The sequence below is a fragment of the Halovenus salina genome (assembly GCF_026410925.1).
Classification (GTDB): Archaea; Halobacteriota; Halobacteria; order Halobacteriales; family Haloarculaceae; genus Halovenus; species Halovenus salina.
In genome coordinates this window covers 92544-108101 of record NZ_CP112974.1, presented here as the reverse complement: position 1 = coordinate 108101, position 15558 = coordinate 92544, and the positions used below count along the sequence as shown (strand labels likewise).

The window sequence follows — 15558 nt, the reverse complement described above, 5'->3', positions numbered from 1 at the left end:
ATTAACAACCAAAATTGACTGAGTTATTAATTCCGCCAATAGTGATGAAGGCAGTTACGTTTCCCGGTAATATAGGCCGGTGGCAATCACCGTTGTCACGACGAGATAGGCGATCGCTGTTCCGAGATTCAACAACCAGATGCCGGCTTCGAAAGCCGCGTCAGTGGCGAGGTTCGTCGTCGAATGAGCGGGAAGAATCGTTGCAATCAGTTCCGTCTCTGTTGCCAGTGGATTCTGGAACAGGTGCACGTCGAGAATCGGCAGGAACAACAGAATCCAGACGCCTGCCAAGGTGTCGACCTGAGAACCAACGATGATGCCGACCATTCCGTAGGTAAGCGCCGTCAAGAAGCCGGCTGTCGCCAGCATAGCCACGTTCGCTGGCTCGAAGAACAGGAGTGTCACTGCCATCGAAACGGTGACTGTTGCGATAGCTGCAACACCAACGAGGGTGCCTCGGGCGAGCAACAGTGACGCCGGTTCAAACCCTGCGATGACGAGTCGTCCGTCTGCGTCGGTGGCCGACTGAACCACAAACAAACCGACGAGCCCACCGACCAGCGCGTTCGCAACAAGAACCCCACCGACAGTCAGCACATCCGCAAGTGGAACCGTCAACTGACCAGCACCCGGCACATCAACAGGTGTGGGTGTCTCCGGTGCAAGATACCCAAACAGACCAATCAAATACGCGGGAGCGAACAACAGCAATGCAAGCAAGACCGGCGTGCGAGCGTATTCACGCAACCCTGTCGTAACCGCTGTCTGTACGTGTCGCGTTCGCATCAGCCTGCACCCCCATTGATGGTTGTCGTACGGGCATACACCAGTGCTGCAACGCCACTAACAACGACGACATATCCCAGAGACGGAAGTACATGACCACTACTGACATCGCCTCCCACGACTGCAGTCTCCAGTAGCTGATACGGATGGAACAGTGGGAACAATTCTCCGACAAACAGATCCGTGGGAAGAAGTCCTGTTGCGAGCACTACGTCGATATCGACAAGAAAGACCAGCGCCAGCGACCCTTCCAGTTCCCCAGACAACAGCGACCCGACGAGTATCCCAAACGCAGCATACAGAATGCCGGCAGTCACGAGAACCGCAAACACAAGTCCCGGGCGCGCTACCTGCTCGAACGCCAAGAGGGCAATCGTCGAGACGACCGCGACCACAGTCGTAATTCCGAGAATCGTCAGGGCTCGGGTAACGAACAGTCGACTGGGCGAACTGCCAGCGATAATCAGCCGTCGGTCTGTGTCTTCGGCACTGAGTCGCTGAAACAAGCCGACGATGCCAGCAAAGACTGCCGTTGCGAATATCGCACCGAACATTCTACCTGTAGTGATCAGAGACACATCCATTTCTGTAAACGCGGCGTCTGGGAGCGATTCGAGCGCGGAGCCAGCAAACCAGATTTCCACCACTGGCAGCGCAATCAGGAGCACGAGGTAGAGTGGTTCTCGGAAAAACGCCGTCGCATGTGCTCGTACTCCCGTCCAGACGCGGTGCCCCGTTCCCGGTAGTGACCTCTCAGTCGTCGCCATCTTCAATCTCCTCCCAAGAAAGGGTACCGTCGACGAGTTCGTAGATGCCATCGAAGCGTTGCCGTTCGTTGATGAAATGCGAGATAATACCGATGCCAACACCCTCTCAATCAGCTGTTCAGTCAGGTTCCAGAAGGCGAGGTACGTGTCCCAGTCGAAGCCTGTGTAGGGTTCGTCGAGCAGTAGAACGTCAGGGTCATGCATCAATGCGACACTGAGATTGATTTTTTGTCGATTTCCACCGCTAAGATGACGAACCTGATAGTCGAGGAAGCGCTCGAAATCCAGCGTCTCTGAAAAGTGATTGCGTGCCGAGCGGATTTCCTCGTGGGTCATGTCGTACGCCTCACCGAACAGGTGGAAGGTTTCCTCGACAGTCAACCGGTCGTACAACCGGGGTTCCTGGGGACACCAGCCGACTTGCCCGTCGACCTCCACTGCGCCCCCGTCAGCTTCAAGCGCACCGACGAGAATCTGCATCAACGTAGACTTGCCGCTCCCGTTCTCACCGACGATTCCGATGATTTCGCCGGCCCGTATTTCCATGGTTGCACCATCAAGTACATCGACTGTTCGGCCGAATGGCAACCAGGTGTCGTAGGTTTTCTCGATATCGGATGCAGAGAGAACCACGGCGCTGTCAGCTCGATCTGTACTGTCTGGCCGAGTGTTTGGCGACGCATCGATCGCTGTGGGATTCGGAGTCGAACTCATCAGTTCAACGTTGTCAACAATTTCTTATTAAATTAGCTGCTATTTAGCAGTGTAAATTACATTAAAACAAATAATTTCGAAATTGTGTTTTAATAACAAAAATCATATAAGTGTGTTATCTGATTATTATAAATGCTGCTATTACTTATGTTTAGGACTGGTCATCTCAATTTACATACTATATAGAACCATTATATCATTAAAACAACAATATTGTATTTTCTCAGGACTCTGTTCAGTTACTTGTCGACGAATTGTTGCAGGAACTTCTGAACTGAATGGAGATTGTGTTCTTCCATCTTGATCTCAGAGAGCCACTCCACATCTGAGGGGGACGAATCCACAATCACCCGGCGTTCTCGGTTATCGATTGCCCGGATGATACCGCGCTTTGACCGATACAACTGGTTGAGTTCTAAATCGACTGCAATGTCGTAAATAACGTTTCCGAGTGGGGTAAGTCGATACACCTTCGCTGCAATATCACCCCGTTCTTCGAGTAGTTGCTCCCACAACCCCTGCTTTTTCCCGTCTTTGAGACGTTGCTGAATCGTGCTCGAACTCAATAACAACTCTTCTCGCAAGTCAGTATGTCGCTGAGAACCGTGTTCCCCAATCTCAACGACCATCTCTAACGTTCCTTTCTTCTGTAGAAGATCAGCGACAGCTTCATCTATCTGGTGAGTGTCCCTATCGTTGTCACCCATTGTTCGATTTGAACAACTGTTCGTGAAGGTTTATATGTGATGATGGGTTAAAAACACTTGTTTGAATCAAGCATCATATTGAATTATACAACCTGCTAAACAAAGTAATGATTAGTATGCTGTTACGGCTGGCTGCGACCCATGTGACAACAACTCACGCTCTCATCCCCCCTGAGCGAGTGAACTGTCACGTGGATGTGGCAGCCTGGACTGGCTTTGGGGGCTTCTAATGGGTAGAGATAACTCAGCTGTCGCAGAGGCTATCGTCGTCCACGGTGAGATGCTCTGTGAATGTGAAAATCATCTCTGGGACGTGATTAGCAATCTTTCTATCCCAACTGAGTTGCTGACGGATACTCGCCAGCAACATAAAACGGAATTTGAGACTGAAACTCTCGTTCGTGCGTTCCTCTACGCCGAAATCCGTGGATTGTCACAGAACGAACTCGCGCAGCGACTCAGACAACGACCAAGCCTCTTACACGCTTTTCGGTTCGATCTTTCTGAGAGACGAGACGCACCCCGTCAACAGACACTCAGCCACGCCTGGAACGCGTTCAGTGACAACACACAGCGTGCCATCGAGACAGCTGCTGTCGGAATCGCACACTATGCAGTCGAATACGACGTGATTAGCGAGGGACTCGTTCCGATTCTGGCCGATGATGATGCTGAGACCTCCGATGATGACGACAGTACCCATCGCGAGCGGGTGCAACAGCAGGCGACCAAGACGATTAAGCTGGCTCGCAAACACGCCTTCCCCGAGTTCGAGAGTGGCCGCTCGCTCAATCGAACGTATGATGACGACGAAATTCTGGACATGGTTGCGCGGACCTGCTCGCATGCGGGGAGTGCTCATTCAGAAGGCGAGTATGGCTGGCTCTCGGATGACGAACATACGGCACACGGCTCGACGATTCTCCGGGTGCTCAAGCAATTCGCCACGCCTGAGGGTGACGATGGACAGCACACCCTCGACGAGATACCCGCTGCTGATGGAACGCCGAAGATTGACGGTATCCGTGATGCACTCATGGACTCGTTCGATTCAGCCGTAGATAACATCATCTCGTCAATCAAGGGTGGTGGGCCGTTCGCTGATCGACACAAGACGGCTGCGATTGATATTACGCACGAGCAGTTCCATGTCTGGCCGTGGCAAGACAAAGACGCTGGGATTCCCAAGCGGGGTTTTCCGAGAATGGTCAGTGGCTACAAGAAAGACAACGCCTACAAGCGCGGTTACAAGTACGCCACGCTCACGCTGGCTGGCGAGTTGGTGCCAATCATTCTCGGCGTCGAGCCGGTCAAAGAGAACTCCACATGGGAAGAAGAAAATGCACCGTCGTATTCGAAAGCAGAGTTGGTCGACCGGCTACTGGAGAAAGCCGAGCGGTTCGTCGACCTGGACGAAGTGTATCTTGACCGTGGCTTTCACAGTAAGGAAGTCTATGCTGTCATCGAGGGCTGGGGAATCACCTACACAGCGCCAGTGCCAGTCTACCAGCCGGATTACTCTGCAATCAAGAAAATCGAAGAGCATTCAACAGCAGATGCGGCTGTGAACCACGACGTCCCGGTAGCCGTCGACGGCGAGGTCCACCACCGCACGGAGTATCTGTATGTTCCCAGTCGCAATGACGATGCAGACGGGACGTATGCTGTGTTCGTGACAAATCGTGACAGGGTTGAACCAGACGAAATACAGGCGGTGTGTAATGGGTATCGACGACGGTGGGATATCGAGAATCAATACAAGTCGATCAAGGATTGTCTGCCACGGACGTCGTCAACGGACTACCGTGTCCGGTTCTGTAACTTCGTCTTGGCAGGGTTATTGTATAATCTGTGGCGGTTGACGGACTATCTCATCAAAGTCGGTAGAGATACCGCGATTCGGTCGCCCCCGGAAGTGGGTTTCAAATCGTTCCTTCGAGCGCTTGGTGAGTTCCTCCACAGAGTCGACTGACAGCGGCGTTCACCACTCTGGGTCGCGTCGTCGGGAGCGGCAGCACTGTCTCGGGTTGCTCTTTTCGTGGTAATTGTGCAGGTTTGTGAGCAGCTGGTGTCGATTTCTCCGAGGAACTGAAGTGCGCGGTCGATCTCGCGGGAGAACATGATTCCTCAACCGGGATAGTTCCCTAATCTCGTTTGTAACCGCCCCTATCTGCCGAATCTGTGAAACTCTCTAATCTCTCTTGTATCTCCGAAACATCCAAACTGTCCAAACTTTGGATACCGTACTCCACAACAAGCGGGTAGAATTGTCTGTTCTTCTCAAATTCAGTATCGTACTCGTATTCATACTCTGCCTTGATCTGATTGTAGACCTTTTTGAGCTCTTTCTGCTGGCTCTCTTGCAAGTACATGTACGTTCCTATGCGTTCGTCTTTCACCGACCCCTCTGACTGGTCGTCGGATTCCGACGAGGCGGATTCGGTTGGCTCTGAAGATTTACCATCCGTAGATTCAGAAACAGTGTTTGCCTTCTGCTGCACCTGATTTCGCCGTTCACGCAATCGACTGGCTCTATCCTCGCTCTCATTGCCCTCCTGATTGTCTCTCATGCTGTCACCTCCGCAAAGCCGAACTGCTCGTCCAGATTTGTAGCGATGCTGCTAAACACATCGAGCTGGTCGCACTCGGGTTCCTCAACGAAAATCGACCCGCCGTTTTTTAGCGCTCGCTGGATTGCCGCCCGCTCCCGGACCTCCCATACTGGCGTTCCCTCAAACGCATTGTTGACCCAGTCAATCATCTCATTGGCCTGTGTCTTCCGAACATCGATTCGATTTACTACGACTCCCCGTTCGTTGACAGCGATCTCGTAATCAGCCGCCAAGGAGTCAACGTGGTCGAACAGGAGTTCGAACGCCCGCTTCGATGTGTCCTCGGCGAGTGCCGGAATCAGGACGTTTCGCGTTGCGAACAGTGCATTGTCCATCAGGTTCCCCAGGAACGGTGGGCAATCGACGATGATGTAGTCGTAGTCATCTGCAACGTACTGAAGACAGAGGTGGAGTTGCTCGCCGCTCCGCCGTGATAGTGTGAGTTCCGGCTCGACGGCTGTCATGTCGATACTGGATGGAACGACATCCATCTCGGGATGTGACTCGACGAGGTCAACGATGGTCTCTCGTTTGTCGGGTTCGGTCAGGACATCGAACAGCGTGGGCGGGTCCGAGTCGTAGAGCTCGCGCATTCCGAGGTTCTCTGTGGCATTCCCCTGTGGGTCAAGATCAACAAACAGGACATCTCGGCCACGCTCGTTCAATGCGCCTGCAACGTTGATTGCGACCGCAGTCTTCCCCACACCTCCCTTCTGGTTCGTCACAGCGAGTTTTGCTGGTTGGGATGGGTTGTCTGGTTGGGATGGGTTGTCTGGTTGTGCTGGTTCGGCCATACAAACGATACAAACTAGCCGAACCACATAACGTTACGTCAGACACTATGACCGCATTTGGCGAACTCCGGTCTCTCAAACAGGATAGATGGTGAAATGTTGACATCGTCGAACCGTGGAGGTGAATTTGAGCGGGGACTGGACGACGACGAAGATCAACGAGGAGAGGAGGCGATGATAATATTCAATCATTTGAGGTCTCCTCTGGTAGTAGCATGTACGACGTGCGTATCATCCACGTTGGGTCGGAACTCACAACGATTGGCGAGTGTCAAGGTAGTCCCTTATGTAACAATACACCATGGCAGCAGCGCGCAGCGGTTACATAAGGAATTCACGGCTTCCCGAGGTACTCCGAGGTTAACTCGCCGCCGTCGCGGTAGTAGCGGTACAGGTACGGCCCGTGCATGTCAGCTGGAGCGCCACTAGCACATTTGCAGGTGTCGTCACCGCACTTCACCTTCTCTTTCACGACAGTTCCCTTCCCGCTGTCGTCCAGGTTGACTGGCTCCGCAGTATCCGGCAGTTCCTCAGGGTCGACTGGCTGCTCGCGGTACTCGATCAGCGCGTCGACGTACTCGCGGATGTCTCGGAGGGTATCCACGTCCTGTTTCGGGAGGCCCTCTGCGAGGTACTTCGGGGCCGAATCTGGGGGTTCTGGCCGTGTCATTTTCTTATGTAACACTAAGTGGCTAACAGAGTATGAATGTTACATAAGGCACAAATCCGCTGAATTGTTGTCCGGCCATGGGACAGCCAGTCAGACACCCTGGCATCTATACCCGCTGCTGACAATCGTCTCGTATGAAGCTGTCACGCTCGCTTGCACTCATCTTACTCGGGGTTCTCGTCATCTCAGCCGGGTGTGCGGGGTTGTCCGATCCCGCTGGGGAGGAGAACCCAACAGAACTCGAGCAAGAAGAGACACCCAGCGAAACAGAAATCAATCAAGAAGAGACACCCAGCGAAACAGAAATCAATCAAGAAGAGACACCCAGCGAATTTGAGGCGAATGGCACACTGGCGGTCCATAATATCAATGTCGGCCAGTCTGCGGCGACAGTAGTCGTCGGCCCGACCGGTGAGACGATGCTCATCGATACCGGCCATTTCAATGACGACGGTGAGCATGTTCTCTCGTACTTGCAACAACACGATATTGACCGAATCGACTATCTCGTTGCCACACACAATGACGCCGATCACATCGGCGGGAATGCAGCTGTGATCGAGTATTACGAAACTGAAGCCGATGGCGTTGGCGCAGTCTATGACTCTGGGATTGCTGCTAGTACAAACACCTACGAGGAGTACCTCGACGCTGTCGAAGAACACGACGTGCAACTGTATCGGGCACAGGAGGGCGATTCCATTCCACTGGAGAACGTCGACGTCCAAGTGCTCGGCCCGCCTGAAGGGTATCTTAGTGGTGAGGATCGCAACGAGAACAGCATTGTCCTGCGGTTCGCGTACGGACAGACGAGTTTTCTCTATACTGGTGATGCCGAGGAAGCACAAGAAGAGTATCTTGTCGGCGAGTACGGACCCGGGCTGAACGCAACAATCTACAAAGCGGGTCATCACGGGAGTAGTAGCTCCAGTAGCGACGGGTTGTTGGACGCGGTGAATCCACAAGTAGCCGTTATTTCGAGCCTGTATGACTCCCAGTATGGCCATCCACACGAGGAAGTCCTCCAGACTCTCGCCGAGCGGTCAATCACGACGTATTGGACGGCCACACACGGGGATGTCGTCTTCGTCTCGAATGGCGAAGGGGTCTCGATCCGAACACAGCGGGAAGCCCCAACTGACCCGTTGTCGGTGTTCGATGGCGACCCAATCGAGCCGGGCACGGACGGCGAGGTGAGTGAACGCGAGCAGATCGGTGCCGGCCCAATCAAAGAACCAACAGACACGACGGACGATACCGAGGACAACACCAACACTGGCGACGACAGCGATGGAGGGACTGGTGGAGAGCTTGCGATTCAAACGATCCACGCCGATGCAGCGGGTGACGACCGAGAGAACCTCAACGATGAGTACGTCGTCTTTGAGAATATCGGCGACGAAGCGCTGTCGATGGGTGGGTGGACAGTCGAAGACGACGCTGGCAAGCAGTACACGTTCCCAGATGGGTTCAGGCTTGAGCCCGGGGCGACAGTCACATTGCGGACTGGGAGTGGGACTAACACCGAGACAGACCTGTACTGGGGCGCTGGGAGTCCCGTCTGGAACAACAACGGCGATACTGTGATTGTCAGAACTGCCGACGGTGACCGTGTGGTGATGGAGGCGTACTCATGATTCCGGACGGGCAGTACACGGCAGTCGTCGACCGGATCGAAGACGGCCTCGCAGCTGTCGTACTCGAAGAAGATGCGACCGACGCCTACGAGTTGCTCGTCGAACCAGCGGAGTTACCCGAGGATGGGCAACACGCCGATGCTGTGCTGTCTGTCGAAATGCAGGATGGGGAATTGGTGGAGGCGAGGTATGAGGCAAGCGAGACAAAAGAGCGTCGTGAGTCAGCGCAAAGTCGCTTCGACCGGCTCTCTGAACGACCCCCATCGGACGACGACGAGTGACCCCCCAGTACCGTACCAGTGAAATCGGGGACCCCCAGTCGCCCACTTGACCTGCGGACGAACCGCTGAGAGAATCTACAACGTTCGGATATTTTCTGAAAGTCGGGGAAGATGGACAGCACGAGTCTTGCATGAGTGACGGATTTGATTGCGGATGGTGTGATCGGTCGATACAGGTCAAGCAAATATCGTTCATTCCAGATCAGTGATTGGTATTGAAACGAAGACCAGAACAATAGACCTCAATCACGGGGTGTTGTTAGAATGAATAAGACTATAGCAATAATGAATCCAACGGCAATTGCTAACAGTGCAGTCCCCCATCCTAAGAGTCGGAGAGTTAGAAAGAAAGAAAAACTCGCTGTAAGACAGAGAAGGGTAAGGGAAACCCAAAGTCGGTCTCGAAAACTGGAATCCATGTCATAGGCAGTGGTGGCTACTCTGATATATTTAACTAAATTTTCACGTATCAACCAATCAGTATACAGATCTACTGAGTGGCACTGTCTAGTTCTGGATGACCTCAGCTGGCGTTCGACCGTCGAGTGCTTGGTTTGGCCGTTCGTGGTTGTAGTGGTGTCTGAAGCGTTGTAACCACTGTTTCGCGCTGGATTGACTGCCCCTCCAGAAGGAGTGGAAGCGGTCGATCCGCATGGTCACAGTCTGGAACCACTTTTCGATGTGGTTCCGGATTCGGTAATCGAGCCGACCGCTCAAATCATGGCGTGAAAGGGCAGTCAGATAGCCGCCAGCATCGACGAGAAACACTGAATCGGCGACATCGTGTTTCTCGATGAGCCGGTGCAGGAACGCCGCGGCGGGGTCAGTCCCACGGCGACTGAACACGTCGATTTCGAGCAGTAATTTTGACTCTGTGTCGATCGCCGCAAACAGCCACTTCTTTTCGCCGTCAACCTTGATCTGTTTCTCGTCGACCGCGACCCGCGACGGCGACGCCGTCGGCGGGTCGCTCTGTGCTTCAGACAGTGTATGAACCCAGTTCCAGACAGCACCGTGTGACCGATCGACACCCAGTAGGTCTAAGATGGCGACCGTCTCCCTGATCGACAGCCCAGCCGTATGGAGACGCACTCCAAACCGCCGGACGGGTGTCGGGGTGCGCTCGTTCTCCCAAACGTCTTGGCTGTCCTCCGCTAACGTTTCGTTGAGCAGGTCTGCGAGTGACATCCGCTCACTATGACCTGCTCACTTCTCAATCCCTCAACTAGACAGTGCCAAAGGCACTCAACTGACAGTTTCCTTAAGTTTCTTGAGTTCACCGTTTTCGGTTTCAATACACCACCAGCCGGGGCCGCCATACCCTTTGCTCTCCCGAGCGTCATCACCACGAATATCTTGGTCAGCTTCACGTGCGGCACCCGATGGTGACCACAACTGTCCATCGTATCGAATATGACCCCCCTCAACTGTCGCGTGGACTTCTTCACCTGCATACTCTCCCTGCTTATACCTGTGGATAACAGCTGTCCCGTCGTCCATCTCTTTAATTCAGCCGATCACATTGATGTCGAGGTCGAAGCGACGTTTCAGCGACGCGAGTACGCGAGCACGCATCCGTACGACAGGGTGTGAAAAGAACTCTGCACCACTGCCATTTCTCTCATAAAAAATTCACTATCTGGGCGAGGCATGGTTGTACGGCCTTGGATGTAACTCGCATGGTAGCGGCCCCAAATCCAAACGCGATCAGACTCATGAGGACGACGAAATTAGCCTTCGAATCATTGGGACCAAGCAAAAGTGTAAGTACTGCGAGCGTGCCCGACGTCGCACAGATGAAGAGCCCTGTCAGGAATGACAAACCAATGAAAACGGGGTCAGTAAAACTCATCACTGAATACGCTGGTTCATAAACCCCAACGGCCCATAAACTGAAGCCAATAACGACGTATCCAAGAAAGCTGAGAGTGCTGAGAATGGCTCCAGGAGTTACAAGCTGAAACAGTCGAAAAAACCCTCTCTCAAACGGGGTGGTTGGCTGCCGGAGTCGTCTGAATTGGCGGTCGTCCATCTCCTTACGGCCAGAGCCCACGCGCCTCGTGTGCTTTCGCAATACGGGACAGTGCCACGATGTAGGCTGCATCACGCCAGGTGACGTCTCGCTGCTCGAATTCCGTTCGAACAGCTTCCCAGGCAGCCTGCATCTCTGTTTCGAGTTCGTCGTTCACCCGTTCGAGCGACCACGATCGGCGATTGATATCCTGGAGCCACTCGAAGTAGCTCACCGTAACTCCGCCAGCGTTGGCGAGAATGTCGGGAATTACCGGAATGTCTCGGTCTGCGAGAATCGCACTCGCCGACGAGGTGGTGGGACCGTTTGCACCTTCGACGACGAGATCCGCGGCAATCGCATCCGCATTCGCTTCGGTAATCACGTTTCCGAGAGCAGCAGGGATGAGTACGTCGACGTCGAGGGTAAACAACTCATCGTTTGAGATCACGTCGTCGGCGTATTTTGTGACGGCTTCAGGCTCCTCGTCGTGTGATGGGACTGCGGCAGTATCGATGCCCTCTGGGTCGTACATTGTGCCGTTCACGTCACTGATTGCGATGACGGTTGCGCCCCACTCGTCGAGGAGACGAGCCGCATTCGCGCCGACACTCCCATATCCCTGAACTGCAACCGTCGTTCCATTGAGGTCGCTATTATAGTATTCGCAGGCCCGCTTGGTGATGATTGCAACGCTCCGACCAGGGGCTTCTTCGCGGCCTTCACTCCCACCGACAACCGGCGGCTTGCCTGTGACGACGCCTGGTGTTGTTTCGCCCTCTTGCATCGAGTATGCATCCATCAACCACGCCATCGTCTGCGGGTCAGTGCCCATGTCGGGCGCAGGAATGTCCCGATTTGGCCCGATAACATCGCGGATCTCTTGAGCGAATCGGCGAGTGAGACGTTCTTTTTCACCTGAGCTCAACTCTTTCGGGTTGACTGCGACTCCGCCTTTTGCACCACCAAACGGTAAGTCCATGACGGCACACTTCCACGTCATCCACATCCCAAGTCCGACACACTCGGCCTGCGTCACCTCGGGGTGATACCGGAGCCCGCCCTTATATGGACCTCTAACGCTATCATGTTGGGCCCGATATCCCGTGAACACGTCAACCGTTCCGTCATCACGTTCAATGGGGACGGTCACTTCGTGGACCTTCATAGGGTGCTTCAGCCGTTCGACGATATTCTGGTCGATATCGAGGTGGCTAGCAGCTTGGTGGAGCTGCCGGCGCGCCGTTTCAAGTGCCGACTCCGGTTCAGTAGATTCGACCGTTGAGTCCTCCGTCTTGTCAGGGGTAGTAGTGGATTCCGATGTCATTATTCGACGGGCATGCGACGGTTCCGCAGCGAACCACCACACTCAGGGCAAAGGCCAGGTCTGTCTTCTGCGATGATGATATTCCCACACTCGAAGCACTCGTACGGGGTTTCTTCGTCTGGTTTTGGGTCGACATCTCTCATTGTAGATTCACGAGTGCCAGCAGGTATCCTGGGCACTCGCTAATGGAGTAATAGGCCTATATGTGAAGGTATAGTCGTTAATTGACTAACCCTCTTTTGTTGTGAGTGGTATACTATTTAACCCCTTTCAGTGGAGGGTGCGACAGCAAGATTATGTTCGTCGAAGAGTGTCGTAAACAGTTTGCGCTGGACGGTTCGAGCGTGTTTATAGAACGCAGGCGGAGAGATACCAAGCGTCTCCGCGACATCTTCTCCTGTACTCTCACGAGGCGATTCGAAGAATCCGCTATAGTACGCCGTCTGGATAACTTCAAGTTGCCGCTCTGTGAGCTTCTCAAGGAACGTCGAGTAGAGATCACGCTCTATTGTCTGGTCGAGTGTCTGCTTCGAGCAGAGTTTGACCTCAGTGAACATATCGCGGACAAGTCGTGTAATTGTTCGAACCTCAATGCTCTCGGGGATGTCGATAACGAGTGTGGTGCCTTCTGGATCCGCAGTCGCCACCCGAAAGACAGCGCCATGTTCGGCCAATTCTAAGGCGAGAAACGGCTGTGTGAGTCGTAGTCGTAAGACGCCACCTTCTCCGTCTGCACTGATCGGTTGTACGTCATCAATTGCTACCAGCTGTGATGCTGCTTTGGCTATCTCACTCAGTGAAGTATCTTCGACAGTGACAAAAACGTAACTTCCCTCCGTGGATTGTTGGACGCCTCCTTGGTACGAGAGAGTACATGCCGCATCCTGCGCCAGACGTGAGAGGACGAACGTCGGGTCGTCGATGTCGAATTCGACGCGGGTTACAGATGTCGTAAGCAATGCATTCTTCCGTTCGATTGCACTGAGTGCGGACGCGATAGTTTCACCAAGTTCTGCTAGAACGGCTGTCACCGTCTCGTCGAATGCATCCCGGGTCGTTGCATAGACCGTCAACACACCGTGTCTGAGATCATTATATACGAGCGGAATACTCAACACTGAAAGAAAGTCACGGGTGAGTGCATCTTTCCGCCACGGCTCGTCGCGAAGCTCGGCGGCGACGTTCGTCACCATCGTTACCTCACCTGACGCCGCGGTTTGGCCCGCTGGGTCAACACCTGATGCAGCGACGGAAAAGGGATGGCTGTCAAGATACCCTTGGTCGCGTCCTGCCCACGCTCGTGGGGTGACGGTATCAGCCGTTGAATCGATCGTCCCAATCCAGGCGAACTTGAACCGATCATCAGCAGCCAACAGCTCACAGACCGTATGATCGATCTCTTCCCGTGTTTCGGCTTGGACAAGTGCCTGGTCGATCTCTCGAATCGTCTCGTTGGTTCGATTCAGAGCAGTGAGTTGCTCGTTCTGTCGTTGAAGTGTACGGTCCTGTTCACGGAGTTGTGACTCCCGGGAAACACGATCGAGAGCCGCTTCAGCCGTCGCAGCAAGGAGGTCAGTCAATTCTCGAGTGACATCGTCGAAGACACCGACCCGGTCTGAGCCAGCGACGAACACGCCATGCTTGCCGAGTGGAATGTAGGACATACTTCGGAGATCAGTTGCCCTATTTCCGAGTCGATCCGCCTCGTGAACGTCATCGAAAAACAGTGCCTCGTTTTCGACGAAACTGTAGCTCGGAAGGGTTTCACCGTCGGTAGGTACGGTCGGAAGTGGCCCGTTTAATTCCTGCATTGCCGTCGAGTATGCGGCGGGGTTCAGGACGTTAGCATCGGCATCAAAGAGATAGACGGCGCTCGTATCGAGGTCGAGCACACCAGGTGTATCGTCGACGACGTGCTGGGCAATCTCCTGATGAGTTTCAGCGTAGAGGAAATCGCGGGCGGTCTCATGGAGGGTTGCGAGCGCCTCCTCGCGTTGCTTCCGTTTCGTGATATCCCGGCAGCTAAAGAGGAGGGTTCCGCCCTGAATCGAGACTTCGCGAATGTTGACCAAGAGCGTGTGCTCGCGCCCGGCTTTGTCGACCGCCGTCGTCTCGATATTCTTGAGAACGCCGTTTGCGGCGAGCTCCTCACGGTCGAAGAGATTCTCACCGAGGAGTTCGTCGATCGTCCCGAGATTTTGGATCTCTTCGACCGTGTAGCCGAAAATAAAGTGGACGTTGGGACAGACGTAGGTGTACTCACCAGCTTCGTCTGTGATGAGAATAGTATCGGTCATGTTGTTGAGCGTGACGCGATGAAGTTTCTCGGATTGCCGGAGGTCTCGCTCGAGGTCTACTCGTTCAGTAATATCGACGCCCTCGACGACGGTCGAGACGAGATCACCGCGTTCGCTCTCCACAGGACGTACAGAGAGGTCGATGACGCGAGGATCCTTGAGATGCGGCGGCTGTGGAACGACAGCATTCCCGAACGCCCCGTCGAGTGCATTCTCTACGAGCTTCTGGACCTCCGTATTCGTCTCGTCTGCTTGTGCCCACCACGGCAGCGTCCAAAAGGGCTCGCCGATGACTGTATCAATATCGTCATCGATCATCTCTCGTGCAGTCTGATTCATACGGGTGAGCGAGCCATCCGGGTCGAGTACCCACGTCGCGGTGCGTGAATCGCTGAAGACCGCATCGAACTGTCTGGCACGCTCTCGCTGTGTGGCCGCACGTTGTGCGGATCGAACTACTCGCTCGGTTCGATCCAATAGGTCCTCTACCATCTGGTCGGCCGAGTCCGTCAGCGCGACGTAATCAGTGACACCAGCCCCAATGGTCTCGCTAGCGATAGCTTCACTTCCGGACGCAGTACCCATTATAACCGGAAGTGTAGTGGTTTCGATCCGAATCTCCCTGAGCAGGTCAAGTCCAGTCGTTTCCCCAAGCATGTACGCAGTGATAATGCAGTCTGGAGACTGCGTCTGGAAGAAATCGAGGGCTTCTCGCTTAGCCATAACCCGCTGAACAGTCGCATCAGTCCGTGTCTCGAGCGTTGCTTCGAATTGCGTGATCCACTCGTTCGTCCCGACAAGCAATATACAGGACGAATCAAGGATCGTCGGAGAAGACACCATTACTCGCTACCCCAGAACCAGCGGGAATATAGACCGACGCGGGTTTGCGTTGAACGGCGCTGCAGTATTGTGCCTAGCGTTTCACACATTGCTTATTACTCATCAAACCAGC

Annotated in this window: 14 protein-coding genes; 3 read left to right on the top strand and 11 right to left on the bottom strand. The window is 54.0% G+C overall.

Features of this window, described 5'->3' with window-relative positions:
• Window positions 1-54: 54 nt before the first annotated feature.
• The 3 genes from OSC37_RS18265 to OSC37_RS18250 all read right to left on the bottom strand — a co-directional run bounded on the left by OSC37_RS18265 (window position 55) and on the right by OSC37_RS18250 (window position 2974).
• Window positions 55-786 carry a hypothetical protein gene (locus OSC37_RS18265; RefSeq protein WP_267164374.1) on the bottom strand — a complete coding sequence of 244 codons (732 nt, stop codon included), beginning with the start codon at window positions 784-786 and terminating at the stop codon, window positions 55-57.
• Entirely contained in the window at window positions 786-2186 is a 1401-nt protein-coding gene (locus OSC37_RS19075; protein WP_368409604.1) for an ATP-binding cassette domain-containing protein, read from the bottom strand. The genes OSC37_RS18265 and OSC37_RS19075 overlap by 1 nt, the downstream gene beginning before the upstream one ends.
• A gap of 320 nt (window positions 2187-2506) precedes the next feature.
• Window positions 2507-2974: a hypothetical protein gene (locus tag OSC37_RS18250; RefSeq protein WP_267164372.1), complete on the bottom strand. Its 468-nt coding sequence runs from the start codon at window positions 2972-2974 to the stop codon at window positions 2507-2509.
• Window positions 2975-3203: 229 nt separating this feature from the next.
• On the opposite strand from OSC37_RS18250, the gene OSC37_RS18245 reads away from it, so the two are divergent.
• Window positions 3204-4946, top strand: a complete 1743-nt coding sequence (locus OSC37_RS18245; protein ID WP_267164371.1) for a transposase — start codon at window positions 3204-3206, stop codon at window positions 4944-4946.
• A 172-nt stretch (window positions 4947-5118) separates the two neighbouring features.
• Here OSC37_RS18245 and OSC37_RS18240 read toward each other — a convergent pair whose 3' ends face one another.
• The 3 genes from OSC37_RS18240 to OSC37_RS18230 form a co-directional block, all read right to left on the bottom strand.
• Complete coding sequence (locus OSC37_RS18240) at window positions 5119-5544, bottom strand: DUF8160 family protein (protein ID WP_267164370.1); 426 nt, start codon at window positions 5542-5544, stop codon at window positions 5119-5121.
• Window positions 5541-6380, bottom strand: a complete 840-nt coding sequence (locus tag OSC37_RS18235) for a ParA family protein (RefSeq protein ID WP_267164369.1) — start codon at window positions 6378-6380, stop codon at window positions 5541-5543. Before OSC37_RS18235 ends, OSC37_RS18240 begins: the two co-directional genes overlap by 4 nt.
• Before the next feature lie 334 nt (window positions 6381-6714).
• Window positions 6715-7050, bottom strand: coding sequence for a DUF6788 family protein (locus OSC37_RS18230; protein WP_267164368.1), 336 nt, complete (start codon window positions 7048-7050; stop codon window positions 6715-6717).
• Between the two features lie 134 nt (window positions 7051-7184).
• On the opposite strand from OSC37_RS18230, the gene OSC37_RS18225 reads away from it, so the two are divergent.
• A complete protein-coding gene (locus OSC37_RS18225; protein ID WP_267164367.1) occupies window positions 7185-8687 on the top strand; it encodes a lamin tail domain-containing protein in 1503 nt (500 codons plus the stop codon).
• A complete protein-coding gene (locus OSC37_RS18220; RefSeq protein WP_267164366.1) occupies window positions 8684-8968 on the top strand; it encodes a DUF3006 domain-containing protein in 285 nt (94 codons plus the stop codon). The genes OSC37_RS18225 and OSC37_RS18220 overlap by 4 nt, the downstream gene beginning before the upstream one ends.
• 507 nt (window positions 8969-9475) lie before the next feature.
• Here OSC37_RS18220 and OSC37_RS18215 read toward each other — a convergent pair.
• The 5 genes from OSC37_RS18215 to OSC37_RS18195 form a co-directional block, all read right to left on the bottom strand.
• The gene (locus OSC37_RS18215; protein WP_267164365.1) at window positions 9476-10156 is read right to left on the bottom strand and encodes an IS6 family transposase; all 681 of its coding nucleotides are present in this window, start codon (window positions 10154-10156) and stop codon (window positions 9476-9478) included.
• Window positions 10157-10213: 57 nt separating this feature from the next.
• Entirely contained in the window at window positions 10214-10468 is a 255-nt protein-coding gene (locus tag OSC37_RS18210; protein ID WP_267164364.1) for a hypothetical protein, read from the bottom strand.
• Between the two features lie 536 nt (window positions 10469-11004).
• Entirely contained in the window at window positions 11005-12306 is a 1302-nt protein-coding gene (gdhB, locus tag OSC37_RS18205; protein WP_267164363.1) for a glutamate dehydrogenase GdhB, read from the bottom strand.
• Window positions 12306-12449, bottom strand: a complete 144-nt coding sequence (locus OSC37_RS18200; protein WP_267164362.1) for a rubrerythrin-like domain-containing protein — start codon at window positions 12447-12449, stop codon at window positions 12306-12308. Before OSC37_RS18200 ends, gdhB begins: the two co-directional genes overlap by 1 nt.
• A gap of 117 nt (window positions 12450-12566) precedes the next feature.
• On the bottom strand, window positions 12567-15446 hold the full coding sequence (locus tag OSC37_RS18195) for a bacterio-opsin activator domain-containing protein (protein WP_267164361.1): 2880 nt from the start codon (window positions 15444-15446) through the stop codon (window positions 12567-12569).
• Window positions 15447-15558: the final 112 nt, after the last annotated feature.